General features: G+C 74.1%; 17 protein-coding genes and 1 pseudogene. 11 read left to right on the plus strand and 7 right to left on the minus strand.

What is annotated here, in order from left to right; genetic code table 11:
* Positions 1–13: 13 nt before the first annotated feature.
* Positions 14–182: pseudogene (locus tag SM793_RS10140) on the plus strand (IS110 family transposase); the annotation flags it as partial.
* A 493-nt stretch (positions 183–675) separates the two neighbouring features.
* On the opposite strand, the gene SM793_RS10145 reads toward SM793_RS10140, so the two are convergent.
* On the minus strand, positions 676–1149 hold the full coding sequence (locus tag SM793_RS10145; RefSeq protein WP_320437755.1) for a hypothetical protein: 474 nt from the start codon (positions 1147–1149) through the stop codon (positions 676–678).
* Positions 1150–1552: 403 nt separating this feature from the next.
* Between SM793_RS10145 and SM793_RS10150 the strand changes: the two genes are divergently transcribed.
* Entirely contained in the window at positions 1553–2803 is a 1251-nt protein-coding gene (locus SM793_RS10150) for a phosphodiester glycosidase family protein (protein WP_320437756.1), read from the plus strand.
* Between the two features lie 142 nt (positions 2804–2945).
* On the opposite strand, the gene glnII is transcribed toward SM793_RS10150, so the two are convergent.
* From glnII to SM793_RS10170, 4 genes are all read right to left on the minus strand, one after another.
* Complete coding sequence (glnII, locus tag SM793_RS10155; RefSeq protein ID WP_320437757.1) at positions 2946–3968, minus strand: glutamine synthetase; 1023 nt, start codon at positions 3966–3968, stop codon at positions 2946–2948.
* A 168-nt stretch (positions 3969–4136) separates the two neighbouring features.
* Positions 4137–5276: an SCO1860 family LAETG-anchored protein gene (locus tag SM793_RS10160; protein WP_320437758.1), complete on the minus strand. Its 1140-nt coding sequence runs from the start codon at positions 5274–5276 to the stop codon at positions 4137–4139.
* A 138-nt stretch (positions 5277–5414) separates the two neighbouring features.
* Positions 5415–6092, minus strand: coding sequence for a uracil-DNA glycosylase (locus SM793_RS10165; protein WP_320437759.1), 678 nt, complete (start codon positions 6090–6092; stop codon positions 5415–5417).
* Positions 6093–6193: 101 nt separating this feature from the next.
* The gene (locus tag SM793_RS10170; protein ID WP_320437760.1) at positions 6194–7297 is read right to left on the minus strand and encodes an amidohydrolase family protein; all 1104 of its coding nucleotides are present in this window, start codon (positions 7295–7297) and stop codon (positions 6194–6196) included.
* 169 nt (positions 7298–7466) lie between these two features.
* On the opposite strand from SM793_RS10170, the gene SM793_RS10175 reads away from it, so the two are divergent.
* From SM793_RS10175 to SM793_RS10185, 3 genes are all read left to right on the plus strand, one after another.
* Positions 7467–8567 carry a pyridoxal-phosphate-dependent aminotransferase family protein gene (locus SM793_RS10175; protein ID WP_320437761.1) on the plus strand — a complete coding sequence of 367 codons (1101 nt, stop codon included), beginning with the start codon at positions 7467–7469 and terminating at the stop codon, positions 8565–8567.
* A gap of 73 nt (positions 8568–8640) precedes the next feature.
* On the plus strand, positions 8641–9555 hold the full coding sequence (locus SM793_RS10180; protein ID WP_320437762.1) for a hypothetical protein: 915 nt from the start codon (positions 8641–8643) through the stop codon (positions 9553–9555).
* 197 nt (positions 9556–9752) lie between these two features.
* On the plus strand, positions 9753–11354 hold the full coding sequence (locus SM793_RS10185) for a TauD/TfdA family dioxygenase (protein ID WP_320437763.1): 1602 nt from the start codon (positions 9753–9755) through the stop codon (positions 11352–11354).
* Positions 11355–11478: 124 nt separating this feature from the next.
* Here the strand turns inward: SM793_RS10185 and SM793_RS10190 are convergent, their stop codons facing one another.
* Positions 11479–12285: a GntR family transcriptional regulator gene (locus SM793_RS10190; protein ID WP_320437828.1), complete on the minus strand. Its 807-nt coding sequence runs from the start codon at positions 12283–12285 to the stop codon at positions 11479–11481.
* Positions 12286–12625: 340 nt separating this feature from the next.
* Between SM793_RS10190 and SM793_RS10195 the strand changes: the two genes are divergently transcribed.
* The 6 genes from SM793_RS10195 to SM793_RS10220 all read left to right on the plus strand — a co-directional run bounded on the left by SM793_RS10195 (position 12626) and on the right by SM793_RS10220 (position 17892).
* A complete protein-coding gene (locus tag SM793_RS10195; RefSeq protein ID WP_320437764.1) occupies positions 12626–13795 on the plus strand; it encodes an ABC transporter substrate-binding protein in 1170 nt (389 codons plus the stop codon).
* 131 nt (positions 13796–13926) lie between these two features.
* Positions 13927–14844: an ABC transporter permease gene (locus SM793_RS10200; RefSeq protein WP_413815915.1), complete on the plus strand. Its 918-nt coding sequence runs from the start codon at positions 13927–13929 to the stop codon at positions 14842–14844.
* Complete coding sequence (locus tag SM793_RS10205) at positions 14832–15692, plus strand: ABC transporter permease (protein ID WP_320437766.1); 861 nt, start codon at positions 14832–14834, stop codon at positions 15690–15692. Before SM793_RS10200 ends, SM793_RS10205 begins: the two co-directional genes overlap by 13 nt.
* Positions 15693–15715: 23 nt before the next feature.
* Positions 15716–16801 carry an ABC transporter ATP-binding protein gene (locus SM793_RS10210; protein ID WP_320437767.1) on the plus strand — a complete coding sequence of 362 codons (1086 nt, stop codon included), beginning with the start codon at positions 15716–15718 and terminating at the stop codon, positions 16799–16801.
* An 89-nt stretch (positions 16802–16890) separates the two neighbouring features.
* The gene (locus SM793_RS10215) at positions 16891–17565 is read left to right on the plus strand and encodes an HAD family phosphatase (RefSeq protein ID WP_320437768.1); all 675 of its coding nucleotides are present in this window, start codon (positions 16891–16893) and stop codon (positions 17563–17565) included.
* 6 nt (positions 17566–17571) lie between these two features.
* Entirely contained in the window at positions 17572–17892 is a 321-nt protein-coding gene (locus SM793_RS10220) for a multidrug efflux SMR transporter (protein ID WP_320437769.1), read from the plus strand.
* 22 nt (positions 17893–17914) lie between these two features.
* On the opposite strand, the gene SM793_RS10225 is transcribed toward SM793_RS10220, so the two are convergent.
* A complete protein-coding gene (locus SM793_RS10225) occupies positions 17915–18880 on the minus strand; it encodes a formylglycine-generating enzyme family protein (protein WP_413815913.1) in 966 nt (321 codons plus the stop codon).
* Positions 18881–18916: the final 36 nt, after the last annotated feature.

The following is an 18916-nucleotide window of genomic DNA, read 5'->3' on the forward strand; positions in this document are numbered from 1 at the left end:
GCCCTGCGAGAGCTACGTCGGCCGGCGGACGGTGAAGAACGACCGGCTCCATCACGCCGGTTTCCTCCGGGCGTTCTCCGCCCTCCAGGCGTCCCCGGGGAGCGGATGCGCACGACCGGCGCCGTCGCAGCTGCGGGGACCGGCCCGCCGGAGCCCAGCGCAATCTCCTGAATCGATACGTGAAGGGGCGCGTGGCCGTCCCGTGCGGGCATCCCGGCGCGGATGTCGACCGGCCCGGGACCGGTGTCCAAGGGCCGCCGGCGCCACGGTGAAACGCACGGCCGGTCACACCGTCGCGCTGTCCATCCCTGCCGGGACGGCATGCCCCGGATGAGGGCCGACGCCGCCGGGTGCGCCGACGCGCTTCGGAACCGAGGTGGCGCAGCGGCAGTTGCTCCTGGCCGATCCGCTCGGCCCCGGCTCGAAGACGCCTCCCACTGCGGAGAAGCGGACGACGAGACGGCGACCGCTCGGGTGGCAGCCCTCTCGTCATCCGCTTCCGTACCCGCCAGGGACGGCCCGTCCGGCCGTCCCTGCCCTCACCGGTGATCCACCCACGCCGCCGCTCCGCCCGTCAGGGCGGTCGGCTGCCCCTGTGCCGCCCGGCCCGGACCAGGGCCCCTCGCCACGCGTGCGGCAAGCAGTGCCGTACCGGGCGAGGGTCCCGGTGGTGGGTTAGTCGAAGTTGAGGTCGTAGGTGTTGGCCGCGCGGGGGACGACCCTGGCGTTGCCGGTGATGCCTTCGTAGACGCCGGTGCCGCCGGTGACCAGGCCGAGCGCGGTGGCGCCCTCGACCGGGTCGGTGACCGGGAGCATGACGGTGTAGTTGACCTGGTCGGCGAAGGAGTCTGCGTCGAACCGCAGGAACGTGGAGCAGAACGCCTCCTTGGCCTGCGCCGCGATGGCGTCCTGGTCACAGAGGCTGTAGGCGGTGCCGATCTTGTCGCCCGCGGTGGTCTTGATCTGGCCGGCGCTGAACGGCTTGCCGGCCGGGGCCTCGTTGTAGTCGAGGATCAGGGCCGGGACCGGGGTCGCCCGGTGCGCGGCGGGGCTGGTGGCGGTGGCCGGGACGGCGGCCCAGGCCACGGCGCCGGCCAGTACGGCGGCCGCGACCAGGGCGGTGGTGCGGACGGGAGCGATGCGCTTCACGACAGTCCTCTCGACAAGTAGCGGGCGATGCCCGGTATCAGCCCATCTGTACACCGGAGAGTGCGCGCGGACGCACGCCCGCCCCCGCGCCCGTCCAGCCCCCCGACGCCACAACAGGCCCGCACATCAAGGAGGTTCACCCAAAGACCGTGCCCTGCCCCCGCCCGGTCGCGTTCCACGAAAGCAACCGAAAGAGACTCCGGCTGCTGAGCCGTACGGCGGCAGCCCGCCACAGCGGCCGGGGGCTGACACCGCCGGGCGCCTCGGCGAAGGAGGGTGACCTTGAAAATCATCGCGCTGCCGGGCGAGCAGCCGGCTCCCCCGACGGCCGGGCGGGTGGCCCCCCGCGCCCGGCCCGGCGCGGCACCGCCCCACCGCCACCGGTGGCGCACACCGTGGCCCCATGAGAACCGTTGCCGGTGCCGCCACGGCCCTCGCCCTGATCACCCTCGCCCTGGGAACACCGCCGGCCCACGCCACCCGAGCCGTCCACGCGGCCCCGGCCGGCTCGGACACCGTTCACGAGCAGGTGGCACCCGGAGTGGAGTACCAGGCGTTCACCCTCGCCACCCCCCGCGGCACCACCCGCGTCCACGTGGTCACCGCCCACCTGGACCACCCCGCGGTCACCGCCGGCCTGCTGCACCCCGGCGCGGTGGCCGCCCGGCTGCCGGTGTCCCGGATGGCCCAGGACGCGGGCGCGGTCGCGGCGGTCAACGGCGACTTCTTCAACATCAGCGAGGAGCAGCATCCCGGGGTGCAGGCGACCGGCGCCCCGTGCGGGCCGGTGGTCCTGGACGGGCTCGCGGTGAAGGCGGCGGTGCCGACCGCGCAGCGTTTCGGCTGGGAGCTGCCGGCCGGTGGCAGTGTGGAGGACGTGCTGGGGGTGGGGCTGGACGGCAGGGCCCGCACCGGCCGCCTGGCGCTGGACGGCCGCATCCGCACACCCGACGGAGTGCGCGAGCTCGGCGGGCTCAACCAGTACGCCCTCCCGGTCGGTTCGGTCGGCGCCTTCACCGCCCGGTGGGGCCAGGTGTCGCGGGCCCGGGCGGCGTGCGGCAGCGATGAGCGCCGGGCCGACCCCTGCACCACGGACACCTACGAGGTCACCGTCCGCGAAGGCCACGTCGTGGCCGTCTCCGACACCCCCGGCAGCGGGGCCGTCCCGTCCGGTGACACGGTCCTGCTCGGCCGGGAAGCCGGCGCCCGCTACCTGCGCGAGCTGACCCCCGGGGCCCCCGTCGACGTCGACTACCGCCTCGACGCCGGCGACACCCCGCCGTTCGCCTTCGCCCTGGGCGCCCACCCGCTGCTCCAGGGCCGCGAGCCGCTGCCCGGCCTGGACGAGGTCACCGCCGAGCCCCGCACCGCCGCCGGCATCGCCGACGGCGGACGGACCCTGCACCTGCTGGCCACCGACGGCCGCAACAACGCCTCCACCGGACTCACCCTCGGCGAACTCGCCCGGCTCCTGCGCTCGCTGGGCAGCGACGAAGGCTCCTACCTGGACGGCGGAGGATCATCCACCCTCGCCACCACCACGGACACCGGCCACGTCGGCGTCCGCAACGCCCTGGACCACCAGCAGGAACGCGCCGTCCCCAACGGCATCGCCATCACCGCCCGCCCCGAAGCACCCGAGGCCCGGCGGTGAAGCCCGGCAGTGAGGCCCGGCAGTGAGGCCCGGCGGTGAAGCCCGGCCGTGAACCCTTGCGGTGAGCAACGCCCGCAGGGCCTCCCCATCCGGTGGGGAGGCCCTGCGGGCGTGCGTGCGACTACCGGCGGAGCGCCGTGGATCAGACCTGGCCGGCCTTCTCCAGGGCGGCGCAGCAGGTGTTGATCAGCAGGCGGGTGACGACGTAGGGGTCCACGTTGGCGTTCGGGCGACGGTCCTCGATGTAACCCTTCTGCTCGACCTCGACCTGCCACGGGATGCGGACCGAGGCGCCGCGGTCGGAGACGCCGTAGGAGTAGACGTTCCACGGGGCGGTCTCGTGCTTACCGGTCAGGCGGGACTCGATGTCGGCGCCGTACTGGGTGACGTGCTCCAGGACCAGCTCCTGGGAGGCGCCGAGCGACTCGCAGGCGGTGATGATCGCGTCGTAGCCCTCGCGCATCGCCTTGGTGGAGAAGTTGGTGTGCGCGCCCGCACCGTTCCAGTCGCCGCGGGCCGGCTTCGCGTCGAGGGTGGCGTCGATGCCGAACTCCTCGGCGGTGCGGTAGAGCAGGTAGCGGGCGACCCACATGTCGTCGGAGACGGTCAGGGCGTCGACCGGGCCGATCTGGAACTCCCACTGGCCGGGCATGACCTCGGCGTTGATGCCGCAGATGGCGAGGCCGGCGTCGATGCAGCGGTCCAGGTGCAGCTCGACGATCTCGCGGCCGAAGACCTCCTCGGCGCCGACACCGCAGTAGTAGCCGCCCTGCGGGGCCGGGAAGCCGCCCTCGGGGAAGCCGAGCGGGCGGGAGCCCTTGAAGAAGGTGTACTCCTGCTCGATGCCGAAGATCGACTCCTGCGCCGCGTACTGCTCGGCGACACCGCGCAGCAGGGCACGGGTGTTGGACTCGTGCGGGGTGCCGTCGGTCTCGTTGACCTCGCAGAGGACGAGGATGTTGTCGCCGCCGCGGATCGGGTCCTTGAGGACCCGGACCGGCTCGAGCACGCGGTCCGAGGCGTGACCCTCGGCCTGGTTGGTCGAGGAACCGTCGAAGCCCCAGGTGGGGATCTTGTCCGCGTTCGGCAGGACACGAGTCTTGGAGCGGAGCTTGGCGGTCGGCTTGGTGCCGTCGATCCAGATGTACTCGGCCTTGATTGCCACGGCGGTGTACCTCGCAAACTGGGTGGTGGGTGCCCGCGTAGCGTCGCAAGGCGCCGTTTCCCGGTTGTTCCTCTCATGTAACGCGCATGTGAACCAACCGTCCGCATTGGCACGGTCACAGTGCGGGAGTGCCGCAGGTGGCACTCCCGCACCTGTGAAGACCCAGAGTCAGTGGCGGCGGGCGTGGGCCGCGGCCGCGGTACGCCGGCGGCGGGTGCCCCAGAGGGCGACGGCACCGCCGGCCACCAGGGCGGCGGCCCCGGCGGCGAGCGGGCCGGTGGCGTCGTTGCCGCCGGTGGACGCCAGGTGGTCGGGCGCGGCGGAGGACGTGCCGGTGCCGGCCCGACGGGCGGAGGGGGTCACCGTGGCGGCCTGCGGGGCGGTCGCCCGGGTGGTGCCGGGGGCGGCGGACGGGGCGCCGGACGGGGTGGCGTCCACGACGGGCTGGGCGGCCGGGGTCACGGTCGGCGCGGCCTCCGACGGCGTCGGCACCGGGGTGGGTGTGGCGGCGGGCGCGGCCGGCACCGGCTTCTCGCAGCTCACCGAGGCGATCCTGATGGTGCCGGTCACCTTGGCGACATTGAGGTTGAGCGGGTCCACCGCCACCTGCACCTCCAGCGCCGAGGCGGCGGCGGTGGTGGAGGTGGTGGTCTTCTTGGAGAACTCCAGCGACACGCTGCCGACCAGCGGCACGTCCACCTTGGTCGGCCCGTAGAGGCTGACGGTGACGGACTTGCCGAGCACGGTGAGCTTGGCGGGGGCCACCACGTCGGCGGTCGGCTGCCCGTCGACCGGACAGGTGGCGGTGGCGGTGAGCGCCTCCAGGCCCAGCAGGGTGGTCCCGGGCAGGCCGGGGGCGTGCACATCGGCGTCGGCCAGGGTGACCGAGGCGGTGGCGCCCTTGGCGTCCGTCCTGGTCACCGACTTGCCGACGTCGGCCTTGACCAGGGTGACCGGTCCCGACTGGTCGACGCCGTCGACCTTGGCGGTGAGGACGGTGCCGTCGCGCTGCGCCGGGGACTCCACCTTGTTGAGCGAGACGTTCACCGGGACGTCCACGGCCTTGTTCAACAGGCTGACGTCCAGGTCGAGTTCGACGGTGACGGCGCGCGCCTTGCCCGGCGAGCCGGCGGCGGCCGTCCCGGCGGCCCCGGCACCGGCCCCACCGGCACCGGCGCCCGGAGCCGCGACGGCGGTCGGAACGGTGAGCAGTGTGCAGACCGCGACGGCGGCGGTTGCGGAAACGATTCGGCGAGAAGAGCGGGCAGAGCGGGCAGGGAGAGAAGAGCGGGAAGAGCGAGAAGACATGGCGGTACCCCACGACCAACGACAGGAATCGGATGAGCCGCCAGTCTTCTCAAACGATCCGTCATATGAGTCATACAGAGAGTCATTTCACCCGTTGGGGTGATGTTGACGCTCGGGGCTGACGCGGGTCTGCTAGAGCTAGGGCAGCCGCCAGTCGACCGGCTGGGCGCCCTGCTGGACCAGCAGCTCGTTGGCCCGGCTGAACGGCCGGGAGCCGAAGAAGCCGCCGCTCGCCGAGTACGGGCTGGGGTGCGCGGACTCGATCGCCGGGATCTCGCCCAGCAGCGGCCGCAGATTGCGCGCGTCCCGGCCCCAGAGGATCGCCACCAGCGGGCCGCCCCGCGCCGTCAGGGCACGGATCGCCTGCTCGGTGACCTCCTCCCAGCCCTTGCCCCGGTGCGCGGCGGGCTTGCGCGGGGCGGTGGTCAGGGCGCGGTTCAGCAGCAGCACGCCCTGCCGCGTCCACGGGGTGAGGTCGCCGTTGGACGGCTGCGGCAGGCCGAGGTCGCTGCCGTACTCCTGGAAGATGTTGACCAGACTGGCCGGGACCGGACGGACGTCCTCCCCCACCGAGAAGCTGAGGCCGACGGCGTGACCGGGCGTCGGATAGGGGTCCTGTCCGACGATCAGCACCCGGACGTCGGCGAAGGGCTGCTGGAAGGCGCGCAGCACATTCGGCCCCGAGGGCAGGTAGGTGCGGCCTGCGGCCAGTTCGGCGCGGAGGAAGTCGCCCATCGCGGCGACCCGCCCGGCCACCGGCTCCAGCGCGGTGGCCCACCCGGGCTCGACGATCTCATTCAGTGGACGCGGTGCCATGGGCGTAACCCTATCGGCCTACCCGGACAGCCCCGTCACCACGACCGCCGCTCCGCCGCCCCCGCCCACCACGACCGCCACCCCCGCCCCGGCGCCCCCGCTCAGGCCACCGGGCGCCCGCGCAGCACCACCAGTCGCGGATCGGCCAGCACCCGGACATCGGCGCGCGGGTCCTCCCCGTACACCACGAAGTCCGCCGGGGCGCCCTCCTCCAGACCGGGCCGCCCCAGCCAGGCCCGCGCGCCCCAGCTCGCCGCCGAGAGCGCCTCGGCCGGGTCGAGCCCGGCCTTCACCAGCTCGGCGACCTCCTCGGCGACCAGGCCGTGGGCCAGCGAGCCGCCCGCGTCGGTGCCCACGTAGATCGGGATGCCCGCGTCGTGCGCGGCGCCCACCGTGTCGTAGCGGCGCTCGTGCAGCCGGCGCATATGGGCCGCCCAGGCCGGGAACTTGGCCTCCCCGCCGGCCGCCAGCTGCGGGAAGGTGGCGATGTTGACGAGCGTCGGGACGATCGCGACACCGCGCTCGGCGAACACCGGGATCAGCTCCTCGGTCAGCCCGGTGGCGTGCTCGACGCAGTCGATCCCGGCCGCCAGCAGGTCCGGCAGCGACTCGGCGGCGAAGCAGTGCGCGGTGACCCGCGCGCCCTCCTCGTGCGCCGCCGCGATCGCCTCGGCGAGCGCGTCGCCGGGCCAGCAGGCGGTGAGGTCGCCGTGCTCCCGGTCGATCCAGTCGCCGACCAGCTTGACCCAGCCGTCGCCGCGCCGGGCCTCCGCCCGGACGTAGGCGGCGAGGTCGCCGGGCTCGATCTCGTGCGCGTAGTTGCGGATGTAGCGGCGGGTGCGGGCGATGTGCCGGCCGGCCCTGATGATCCGCGGCAGGTCCTCCCGCTCGTCGATCCAGCGGGTGTCCGCGGCCGAGCCGGCGTCGCGGATCAGCAGCGTCCCGGTGTCGCGGTCGGTGATCGCCTGCTTCTCGCTGGTGGCGGCGTCGACCGCGCCGTGCGCGTCCAGGCCGACGTGGCAGTGCGCGTCCACCAGGCCCGGCAGCACCCAGCCCCGGACCGTCCGGACGTCCCCGGACCCCGCCCCGACGGCGGCCGGGCGGGAGAAGGTCACCCGGCCGTCGACCACCCAGAGTTCGTCCCGGACGTCCTCCGGCCCCACCAGCACCCGACCACGGACGTGCAGCACCGCGCCATCGCTCATGCCGGCACTCTACCGACGGCGCCGTTCCCCGTGAGCGGCCAGTGTGAGGCAGCGGCGAAGGTGAGGCAGCGGCGCATGTGAGGCGGAAGCGAGTGTGAGGCGGAAGCGAAAGTGGGGCAGACTCGTTCGGACCGGCACCGCCCCCCTCCCCGCGAAAGGCCCCGAGACCGTGAGCCCCTTCCTCGACCTGCCCCCGCTCACCGCCGCCGAGTTCGCGGCGATCGAGGACAAGGTCGCCGCGCTGCTGCACACCACGGCCGACGTCGTCGTCACCCAGGGCGAGGCGCTGCTGCCGCTGGAGGCCGCGATCCGCGGCGCCGCGCACCCGGGCTCGACCGCGCTCAACATCGTCACCGGCCCCTACGGCCAGACCTTCGGCAACTGGCTGCGCGACTGCGGCGCCAAGGTGGTCGACCTGGCCGTGCCGTTCGAGACCGCGGTCGGCGCCGAGCAGGTGGCCGAGGCCCTGGCGGCCGAGCCGGCCGTCGACTTCGTCTCGCTGGTGCACGCCGAGGCCGCCACCGGCAACACCAACCCGGTCGCGGAGATCGCCGCCGTGGTGCGCGAGCACGGCGCGCTGCTGATGGTGGACGCGGTCGCCTCGGTGGCCGCCGAGCCGCTGCTGACCGACGCCTGGGGCGTGGACCTGTGCGTGATCGGCGGGCAGAAGGCCATGGGCGGCCCGGCCGGCGTCTCGGCGGTCTCGGTCTCCGCGCGCGCCTGGGAGCGGATCGCCGCCAACCCGGCCGCCCCGCGCCGCTCCTACCTCTCGCTGCTGGACTGGAAGGAGCGCTGGACGGACGCCGGGCGCACCGCCCTGCCGCACGCGCCCGCGCAGTTGGAGATGCTGGCGCTCGGCGCCTGCCTGGACCGGATCGCGGCGGACGGACTGGACACCGTGATCGCCCGCCACCGCGCGGCGGCCGCCGCCACCCGCGCGGGCGTCCGGGCGCTCGGCACACTCTCCCCCTTCGTCCCGGACGACACGCACGCCGCCCCGGTCGCCACCACCCTGCGCACCCCGGACGGCCTGGGCGCCACCGGACTCACCCGCGAACTGCTGCGGCTGGACCCGTCGCTCCCGGTCCAGGCCGGCGGCGGGGCGCTGGCCGCCACGATGCTGCGGGTGAACCACTACGGCGCCGCCGCCGCCCTCGGCACCGTCCGCGCCACCCTCACCGCCCTCGCCGCCGCGACGGCCGCGGACGCCGCCCCGGCCCTCGCGGCGGCGGACGCCGCCTGGGGCGAGGCACTCACCGCGGCGCACTGACCCCACCAGCCACCCGGCCGCCGTCCCGGCCCGCTACGCTCGCGCTCCGATCTTGATCACTGGGGGAGCGCGAATGTCGACGGTAGGGACCAGAACGACCGGGTGGCTGACGCTGATCGGCATCCTGGTGACCGAGGTGTGGGCGCTGCTGCCCGCGTTGAGCCCGGAAGCGGTGGCGCTGTCGACCCAGGCCCGACTGCTGCCGCTGCTGGTGACGTCGGTCTGCGCCCTCGCCTGGCTGGTCGCCTCGGCGGCGGCGTACCGACGGAAGGACGGCCGGCCGAACACACGGCCGGAGAGGCGGCCGGACCTCGACAAGCGCCCGCCGCGCACGACCGGCCGGGCCGCCGCCGCCCTGCTGGGCGTCGCGCTGGCCCTCGGGCCGACCGCCGCCCTGGCCCAGGCGGTCGGGCCGGACGGCGCGGACGGCCGCTGGACCAGGGACGTCCTGCGCGCCGGCGGCGGCACCTACACGGTGGAGATCGCCGAGGTGCTCGGCACGCCCCGGCGGACCGGCGTCAGCGTCAACGACCACCAGGTCTGGAGCGCGCCGATGGTGCTGGCGGTGCCGTGGTCCGACGGCGAGCCCCGGCGGCTGACCCTGGACCGGGTGGAGACGATGGACGAACCCGAGCCGGGCGACTCGGTCTCGGTGATGTTCGCCGCGAACGACCTCGGACTCGGTGCCCGCACCCACGAGTACAGCTCGATGAGCGGGATCGCCGGACTCTGGATCCTGATCCTGGGCCTGATCGGCTCGGTCCTCACCGCCGGCGGACTGACCTCCGGGCGCGCGACGGTCGGCCGGCTGCGCGCGTTCGCCCCCGGAACGCACCTGCCGGCCGCAGCGCTGCTGGCCCTGGGCGCCGGCCTCGACCTGCTGGTGGTGTTCGCCTGGCCGCCGACCGCCCTGGGCTGGCTGCTGGCCCTCGCGGCGGCCACCACCCCGCCGCTCGCCGCCCGGTGGGCGCTGCGCCGGCTCCGGTAGCGCCACGGGCGGCGAGGTGGCGGCCGGGGGCGTGCGCGCTCCCGGCCGGGCAGTGTTCCCGAACCGTTCACTCCCCCGGCACCGGGGCCTCACCGACCCCGGGCAGGCTCCTGCGCGACGGAGAAGTTGGCTGTACAACTTCGACCTCGCCCGCCAAGCCCCCCGCCCCCGGCCCCCGGGCCGCCGAGGAGAAGACCATGACCACCACCGAGCTGTCGCCGTACTGGCTGCGCGACAACTGCCCCTGCGCCGAGTGCCGCGACCCGCGCAACGGGCAGAAGCTGTTCCAGATCACCGAGCTGCCGGACGATCTGGCGATCGCCGCGCGGGCCGAGCTGGACGGCCACCTGGAGGTGCTCTGGTCGGACGGGCACCGCTCGCGCTACCCCCTCGGCTGGCTGGCCGAGGAGGCCGGGGAGGACGGCCGCACCGAGAGCGGCAAGCGGCTGTGGGCCGCCGCCGACTTCGCGGCCGGCCTCCCGGAGGCCCCCTGGGACGCCTACCTGGCCGACCCGGCCGAACGGGCCGCCGTGCTGGCCGCCGTCCGCCGCTCCGGCTTCGCGGTACTGCGCGGCGTCCCGGCGGTGGAGCGGCAGGTGCTGGCGGTCGCGGAGACCTTCGGGTACGTGCGGGTCACCAACTACGGCGAGCTGTTCGACGTCCGGATCGAGCCGGACCCGAACAACCTCGCCTTCACCAGCGCCGCGATCACCCCGCACACCGACAACCCGTACCGGGACCCGGTGCCCACCCTCCAACTGCTGCACTGCCTGGAGAACTCCGCCACCGGCGGCGACTCCGGCCTGGTGGACGGCTTCCGGGCGGCGGCGCTGCTGCGCGCGGAGGCGCCGGAGCACTTCGCGGTGCTGACCCGCACCCCGGTGCCGTTCGTGTTCCGCGACCGGGGCACCGAGCTGCGCGCCGACCGGCCGCTGATCGAGGTGGACGGGCTGGGCCGGATCCGCGAGGTGCGGTTCAACAACCGCTCGATCGCGACCCTGCGCGGTCCGGCGGCGGAGCTGGACGCCTTCTACGCCGCCTACCGGGCGTTCGCCGGGATCACCCTGCGCCCGTCGCTGCGGCTGGAGTTCCGGCTCGACCCCGGGGACTGCCTGATCTTCGACAACGTCCGGCTGCTGCACGCCCGGACGGCCTTCGCCCAGGACGGCCGCCGCCACCTCCAGGGCTGCTACGCCGACCTGGACTCGCTGTCCTCCACCCTGGCCGTGCTGGAGCGGCGGGCGGCGGAACTCGACGGACTGGCCGCGCTGTTCGCGGGCGAGGGCGCCGGGGAGTACCTGGGCGAGGCGGTCACCATGGCCGAGCACATGCTGCAGGCCGGCGCGCTGGCCGAGGCGGCGGGCGCGGGACCGCACCTGGTCGCGGCGGCACTGCTGCACGACATCGGACACTTCTCCGACGAGCACGACCAGGACGCCCTGCACGGGCGGGACCTGATGGAGGGCCGGGACAACCGGCACAACCACACCGGCGCGGACCGGCTGGCCCGCTGGTTCGGCCCGGAGGTCACCGAGCCGGTCCGGCTGCACGTGGCCGCCAAGCGCTACCTGTGCGCGGTCGAGCCGGACTACCGGGCCCGGCTGTCCGCGGCCTCGGAGTACACCCTCCGGGTCCAGGGCGGGCCGATGTCCGAGGAGGAGGCCGCCGCCTTCGCCGCCCACCCGGGCGCCGAGGACGCGGTGGCGGTCCGCCGCTGGGACGACGAGGCCAAGGAGGCGGGCGCGGTGACGCCGGACTTCACGCACTTCCGGCCGCTGCTGGCCGCGCTGATGCGCTGACCCGCGCCGTCGCACGCTCCGCCCGTCCGCCGCACCGCTTCAACGGCGGTGCGGCGGACGGGCGGTGCGGCGGACGGGCGGAGCGGCAGTACGACGGACGCACGGACGGCGCGCCCGCCCCGGCTCAGTCGCTCTCCCGCGCGTGCCGCGAAAGCGCCGACGCGGCCAGCGAGTTGTGGATGCTGAACGCCACCGTGCCCGGCAGGTAGCGGTCCTGGGACCACTCCACCGGAGTGCCGGTCGGGTCCGTGGTCCGGCGCCGCTCGCGCAGCAGCGGACCACCGCGCCGGCAGCCCAGCAGCCGGGCGTCGTCCGCGTTGGCGGCGACTATGTCGATCGTGTGATCGGCGTCGGTGAACAGGATCCCGTGCTCGCGCAGCACCTCGGTGTGCGAGACGACGTCCGGCGGCAGCTCGGCGACGATCTCGCCGACCCGGGGCGGGTAGATGGTCCGCTCGACCATCACCGGCTTGCCGGAGAGGGTGCGCAGCCGGACCGTCACGAAGACCTCCGCCCCCGGTTCCAGGCGCAGTTGGTCGCGCTCGGCGGCGTCGGCCGGGCGGCGGACCAGCGAGTCCAGGATGCCGCCGGGCTCCTCGCCCATCGAGTAGGCCCAGTGCGTGAAGCTGAGCAGTTCGGAGAAGCTCTGCACCCGGGCCGTGCCGAGCACGACGCGGCGGGTGCCCCGGCGCGAGGTGACCAGTCCGTCCGAGCGCAGTACGGCGAGGGCCTGGCGGACGGTGCCGCGCGAGACGCCGTACTGCTCGGCGAGCGCGCCCTCGGCGGGCAGCCGGCCGGCCTCGCCGAAGGCGCCGGTGGTGATCGCCTCGCGCAGGTCGGCGGCGACCTTGCGGTAGAGCGAACCGGACGCGCGCTCGGCCCCGGCGACGCCGGTCGGGCGGCTCTCGGGGCGCCCCGGCTCCAGTGCCACGTCAGTCAAAGTCCCTCCTGGGCAGTGTCCTGCGCAGCCCGTACCGGCGCGGACAGCCCGACCATATCCCGCTGCGCTCCCGAAGCATCGCACTCCGGCGATCATCCGCCGGCGATCTGATTCGACCGTTCCCGCAGCCGACCCCGGTTCTGGGCCATCCGTTCACCTTCCCGTCATCGGGCTCCGGCGTACTTACCCCCGTCAGCGAAGTTGGCTAGTCAACTCGGACGACGCGACCGGTCTCTCACCCGGCCGGTCCGCCGCCCTTCGCGAGACGCAGGCCCGCGGACCCCCCGCGAACGCCCCCTCGCAGTACGCCCCCTTTACAGGAGACTTCCCCGTGACCGTGCACCGCGCCCGCGCCGCCGCCTTCGCGGCCGTACTGACCGCCGCCGCGCTCTCCCTCACCGCCTGCGGCTCCGCCGGTTCGACCGCCAAGGCCGGCGACGCCGCCAAGGCCGGCGCCAAGGACGCCAAGGACGCCACCTCCGCCGCCGACCTCGGCGGCCTGGACGGCCTGGTCGCCGCCGCCAAGAAGGAGGGCAAGCTGCACGTCATCACGCTGCCCCGGGACTGGGCGAACTACGGCAAGATCATCGACGGCTTCAAGGCCAAGTACGGCCTGGAGGTCGAGGAGGAGAACCCGGACGGCTCCAGCCAGGACGAGATCAACGCGATCAACTCCCGCAAGGGCCAGGACCGCGCCCCCGACGTGGTCGACCTGGGCAGCGCCTTCGCCCTGCAGGCGGTCAAGGACGGCATCCTCGCCCCCTACAAGGTGGCCACCTTCGACAAGGTGCCGGACACCATGAAGGACGCGACCGGCGCCCGCGTCAACGACTACGGCGGCTACATCTCCATCGGCTGCGACGCCAAGAAGATCGCCAACTGCCCGAAGACCTTCGCCGACCTGCTCAAGCCGGAGTACAAGGGCCAGGTCGCCCTCAACGGCAACCCGACCAAGTCCGGCTCGGCCTTCGGCGGCGTCTACGCGGCCGCGCTCGCCAACGGCGGTTCGCTGGACAACATCCAGCCCGGCATCGACTTCTTCGGCAAGCTGAAGCAGTCGGGCAACTTCAACCCGGTCGAGTCGACCCCGGCGACCATCGAGAAGGGCGAGACCCCGATCTCGATCGACTGGTCCTACCTGAACGCCGGTTACAGCGACCAGTTCAAGGACAAGGGTGTCGACTGGAAGGTCTCCATCCCGGTCGACGGCTCCTACGCCCAGTTCTACAACCAGGCCATCAACAAGTGGGCCCCGCACCCGGCCGCCGCGCGGCTGTGGCAGGAGTACCTCTTCAGCGCCGAGGGCCAGAACCTCTTCCTCGGCGGTTACGCCACCCCGTCCACCTTCGAGGCCCTGAAGAAGGACGGCACCCTGGACGCCGCCGCGGCCGCCAAGCTGCCGGCCGTCGAGAAGCCGTTCACCAACTTCCCGACCGTGGACCAGATCAACGCGGCCAAGAAGGTCGTCACCGAGAACTGGACCAAGGCCATCGCGGGCTGACCCACCCCGGCCACGCACCACCCATCGGGCTGAGACACCACTCATCCGGCTGAGACAAGGCACTCATGACCACGGCTCCCACCCCGGTGCCGACCACCCCCGCCGCCACCGAACCCGGTGGCGGCGCGGGGGTGTCGACCACCGCCGCACGCACCACCCCCGCACGCACCACCCCCGCCCCCGCCCGGCGGCGCGGCCCGCTCGCCCGCCTCGGCGGCGCGTGGCTCGCCACCCTGCCGCTGCTGCTGTTCTTCGTGGTCGGCTTCGGACTCCCCACCGTCGCCATCGTGATCGGCGCGTTCACCACCTCCAGCGACGCGGAGGCCGGTGCCGGGCAGTTCACCTTCGACAACCTGACGGCCTCCGTCCAGGGCGCCTACCTCACCGCGATGCTGAGCAGCCTCAAGCTCTCCGCGCTGACCGCCCTGCTCGCCACCCTGATCGGCCTGCCGCTCGCCCAGGCGGTCGTCACCTCCAGGCGCGGCTGGCTGCGCCAGGCGGTGCTCACCGCCTCCGGCGTGCTCGCCAACTTCGGCGGCCTGCCGCTCGCCTTCGCGTTCGTCGCCACCCTCGGCAACGCCGGTGAGATCACCAGGCTGCTGCACCTGACCGACCACGGCTGGTCGCTGTACACCTTCACCGGCCTGACGGTCGTCTACCTGTACTTCCTGATCCCGCTGATGGTGCTCACCATCACCCCGGCGCTGGACGGCCTGCGGACCCAGTGGCGCGAGGCGGCGCAGAACAACCGCGCCACCACCTACCAGTACTGGCGCCACGTCGCACTCCCGATCCTGCTGCCCTCGCTGCTCGGCGGCTTCGTCCTGCTCTTCGGCAGCGCCTTCGCCGCCTACGCCACGGCCGCCGCCATGGTCGGCGCGACCGTCCCGCTGGTCAGCCGCTCGATCGCGGACGCGCTCTCCGGCAACGTGCTGGTCGGCCAGGGCAACCTCGCCCTCGCGCTCAGCCTCAACATGATCGTGGTGGCCGTCCTGGTGATGGCCGTGTACCTCCCCCTCCAGCGCCGGAGCGCCCGATGGCTCAGCTGACCTCCCCCACCCGCACCCACCGCCAGGCCGCCCGGCGGCCCAAGGTGCGCTGGTGGCGCGGCGCCGTGCTGCTGCTCGCCGGCGTGTACTTCGTGGTCCCGCTCGCGGCCTCCGCCTGGTTCTCGATCGACGAGCCCAAGGGCATCTCCTTCGAGGCGTACACCGGACTGCTCTCCGCGCCCGGCTTCCTGGACAGCCTCTGGCTGACCCTCGGCCTCGCCCTCGTCACCGTGCTGGTGCTGCTGGTCCTGCTGGTCCCGGCGCTGATCGCGGTCCGGCTCGGCGCGCCCCGGCTGCGCCCGGTGATCGACGTGCTCTGCACCCTGCCGCTGGTCGTCCCGCCGGTCGCCCTGACCGCCGGCATGATCGGTGTGCTCCGCTGGGGCCCGGACTACCTGATGGACACCCCGTTCTTCCAGACCTTCGTGTTCGTCCAGGACCCGGACTTCCCGCTGGTGCTGGTCATCGCCTACGTGCTGATGGCCCTGCCGCTCGCCTACCGCTCCCTGGACGCCGGCCTGCGCGCGGTGGACGTCCGCACCCTGGTCGAGGCCGCCCGCAACTGCGGCGCGAGCTGGCCCCGCGCGGTGGTCACCGTGATCCTGCCGAACCTGCGCGGCGCGCTGCTCAACGCCTCCTTCCTGACCCTGGCCCTCGTGCTCGGCGAGTTCACCGCCGCCTCGATCCTCGGGTACCAGCCCTTCCCGGTCTGGATCTACTCGGTCGGCAACAGCCAGGCCCACATGTCGGTCGCGGTCTCCATCCTCAGCCTGCTGCTCACCTGGCTGCTGCTGCTCCTGCTGGCCACCGTCGGCCGTCAGCGCGGCTCCAAGACCGCCACCTCCTGAACCCCCTCCCGGAGTCACCCATCATGACCACGGCCATCTCCCCCGTCACCGGCGTCCCCCTCGCCCCCGGCAGCGCGACCGTCGAGTTCCGCTCGCTGCGCCGCGCCTTCGGCGCCACCACCGCGCTGGACGGCCTCGACCTGACCGTCCGGCCCGGCGAGCTGCTCGCCCTGCTCGGCCCGTCCGGCTGCGGCAAGACCACCGCGCTGCGCATCCTGGCCGGCTTCGAGCAGCACGACTCGGGCCAGGTCCTGGTCGACGGCAAGGACATCACCGCGATCCCCGCGCACAAGCGCGACGCCGGCATGGTGTTCCAGTCCTACAGCCTGTTCCCGCACCTGACCGCTGCCGACAACGTCGCCTTCGGCCTGCGGATGCGCGGCGCCGGCAAGGCGGAGCGGCTCAAGCGCGCCAAGGAGCTGCTGGAGCTGGTCGGCCTGCCGCAGCACGCCGGCCGCTACCCGCACCAGATGTCCGGCGGCCAGCAGCAGCGCATCGCGCTCGCCCGCGCGCTCGCCCTGCAGCCGCGCGTCCTGCTGCTGGACGAGCCGCTGTCCGCGCTGGACGCCAAGGTGCGGCTGTCGCTGCGCGAGGAGATCCGCCGGCTCCAGCAGGAGCTGGGGATCACCACCCTGTTCGTCACCCACGACCAGGAGGAGGCGCTGTCGATGGCCGACCGGGTCGCCGTCCTGCGGTCCGGCCGGCTGGAGCAGTGCGCCGCCCCCGCCGAGCTGTACGCCCGCCCGGCCACCGCCTTCGTCGCCGAGTTCGTCGGCACCATGAGCCGCATCCCCTGCGAGCGCTCCGGCGAGGGCGTCGAGGTCCTCGGCCGCCGCCACGCCGTGGACGGCGCGCTGCCCGCCGACGGCCCGCTCCAGGTGCTGGTCCGCCCGGAGAACGTCCGGCTGACCCCGGACGAGCACGGGGCGGCCCTGGTCGTCTCGGCGTCCTTCCTGGGCGCGGTCACCCGCCTCACCGTCCGCCTGGACGACGGCACCGAGGTCAAGGCCGACCTGCCCACCGAGGCCGCCTCCGCCCTGCCGGTCGGCTCGCGCGCCGCGCTGACCCTTCCGGAGCGCCCGGTCCTGGTCGACCGGCGTACCGTCTGACCCTCGCCCGGCCCTCGCCCTGAGCCGGCCCCAACGCGCCCGGCCCCCGTCCCGTCCATCCTCCGTGTGCACCACCGAAGGTACCGCCCATGCCTGAGACTCCCCCGCCCGCCGCCGTCCTCTTCGACATGGACGGCACCCTCGTCGACACCGAGCACCTCTGGTGGGAAGCCGCCGCCGAACTCGCCGACGAACTGCGCCACCCGCTCACCGAGGCCGACGCCCCCGAGGTGCTCGGCCGGGCGATCGAGCACACCGCCGCCCACCTCCACCGGGTCAGCGGCACCACCCTCAGCGAGGCCGAGCTGGCCGACCGGCTCGGCGACTCCTTCGCCGGCAAGGTCGCCGCCGAGACCGTGCCCCGCCCCGGGGCGCTCGCCCTGCTGGCCGAGCTGCGCGACGCCCGGGTGCCCACCGCGCTGGTCTCCGCCTCCCCCCGCCGGGTGGTCGACATGGTGCTGGGCACCATCGGCCGGGACTGGTTCGCGGTCACCCTGGCCGCCGAGGACACCCCGCGCACCAAGCCCGCCCCGGACCCGTACCTCGCGGCGGCGGCCCGGCTCGGCCTGGACCCGGCGGCCTGCGTCGCCGTCGAGGACACCCCGACCGGGGTCGCCTCCGCCGCCGCCGCCGGCTGCGCCGTGCTCGCCGTCCCGTCCACCGGCACCGCGATCCCGAACGGCTCCCGGATCACGCTGCTGGACAGCCTGGAGCACGCGGACCTGGACCTCCTCGGACGGCTCACCGCCGCGCCCGGGGTTTAATGCTCCGTGCCCTACGTACTCCTCGCCCTGGCGATCACCAGTGAAGTCTGCGCCACCAGCTGCCTCAAGCTGACCGAGGGCTTCAGCCGGCTCTGGCCGAGCGTGGGCGTGGCGATCGGCTACGTCCTGTCCTTCGCCCTGCTCGGCCGCGCCCTCAAGCACATACCGGTCTCGGTCGCCTACGCCGTCTGGTCGGGCGCCGGCACCGCCGCCGTGGCCGGCATCGGCGTCGTCGCCTTCGGCGAGTCGCTGGGGCGGACGCAGTGGCTCGGCCTCGCCCTGGTCATCGTCGGCGTGGTCGTGCTCAACCTCAAGGGCGGCCACTGACTCCGGGGCCCGCTGTCCGGGGTCACGCCTCGTCGGCCGCCACCCGGAAGCCGATGTTGCCGGCCGAGCTGTCCGGTGTGTTCGAGCTGCGCGCCGCCACCCGGTAGCGGTTGCAGTAGGACTCGTGGCACAGGTGGGAGCCGCCGCGCATCACCCGCGCCGCGCCGTCCGGCGGGCCGAGCGGGTCGCGCCGCCGCTCCCGCCCCGGGCCGGTGCGGTGGAAGTCCGGGCTGAACCAGTCGGCGCACCACTCCCACACGTTGCCGACGGTGTTGTGGAGCCCGAAGCCGTTCGGCCGGAAGGCCGTCACCGGGGCCGTCCCCCGGTGGCCGTCGGCCGCCGTGTTCAGGGTGGGGAACACGCCCTGCCAGATGTTGCACAGGTGCCGTCCGCCCGGGGTGAGTTCGTCGCCCCACGGGTAGCGGGCCTGCTCCAGCCCGCCGCGGGCCGCGTACTCCCACTCGGCCTCGGTCGGCAGCCGGGTGCCCGACCAGGCGCAGTACGCCTGCGCGTCGTGCCAGGAGACGTGCACCACCGGATGGTTCTGACGGGTGGTGACCGAGGAACCCGGTCCCTCGGGCGCCCGCCAGCTCGCCCCGGCGACCGCCCGCCACCACGGCACGGCGGCCACCGCCGGTGAGACGGCCGCGAGTCCGGGCTCCAGGAAGCCCTCGAAGACGTAGGAGTACCCGAAGCCCTCGGCCTCGGTCCGGTGGCCGGTGGCCTTCACGAAGGTGGCGAAGGCGGCGTTGGTGACCGTGGCCGTCGCGATCCGGAACGGGCTCAACTCGACGGCGCGGACCGGCCCTTCGCCGTCAGCGGGGTAGCCGGTCCGGTCGTCCGTGCCCATCAGGAAGCGCCCGCCGGGCAGGCCGGTCAGCTGCCGGGCGACCCGTGAGGTCCGGGGCGGGTCGGCGAGCGCCGACGCGGCGGGGGCCGGGGCGACGGCGTCGCGGCCGGGGGTGCAGCAGGGCTTGGTGGTCGACACGGGGCTCCTCGTCCGGTCGGGGCCCGGGGCGGCGGA

Origin of the sequence: Kitasatospora purpeofusca (genome assembly GCF_034043715.1) — a bacterium.
In the GTDB taxonomy this organism is placed as follows: domain Bacteria; phylum Actinomycetota; class Actinomycetes; order Streptomycetales; family Streptomycetaceae; genus Kitasatospora; species Kitasatospora purpeofusca_A.

What these genes read in the sequence shown, in the direction of transcription:
- SM793_RS10150 (WP_320437756.1), top strand. Translation starts at nt 1,553, where the DNA reads ATGAGAACCGTTGCCGGTGCCGCCACGGCCCTCGCCCTGATCACCCTC.
- SM793_RS10160 (WP_320437758.1), bottom strand. Translation starts at nt 5,276, where the DNA reads ATGTCTTCTCGCTCTTCCCGCTCTTCTCTCCCTGCCCGCTCTGCCCGC.
- SM793_RS10165 (WP_320437759.1), bottom strand. Translation starts at nt 6,092, where the DNA reads ATGGCACCGCGTCCACTGAATGAGATCGTCGAGCCCGGGTGGGCCACC.
- SM793_RS10170 (WP_320437760.1), bottom strand. Translation starts at nt 7,297, where the DNA reads ATGAGCGATGGCGCGGTGCTGCACGTCCGTGGTCGGGTGCTGGTGGGG.
- SM793_RS10180 (WP_320437762.1), top strand. Translation starts at nt 8,641, where the DNA reads ATGTCGACGGTAGGGACCAGAACGACCGGGTGGCTGACGCTGATCGGC.
- SM793_RS10185 (WP_320437763.1), top strand. Translation starts at nt 9,753, where the DNA reads ATGACCACCACCGAGCTGTCGCCGTACTGGCTGCGCGACAACTGCCCC.
- SM793_RS10205 (WP_320437766.1), top strand. Translation starts at nt 14,832, where the DNA reads ATGGCTCAGCTGACCTCCCCCACCCGCACCCACCGCCAGGCCGCCCGG.
- SM793_RS10210 (WP_320437767.1), top strand. Translation starts at nt 15,716, where the DNA reads ATGACCACGGCCATCTCCCCCGTCACCGGCGTCCCCCTCGCCCCCGGC.
- SM793_RS10215 (WP_320437768.1), top strand. Translation starts at nt 16,891, where the DNA reads ATGCCTGAGACTCCCCCGCCCGCCGCCGTCCTCTTCGACATGGACGGC.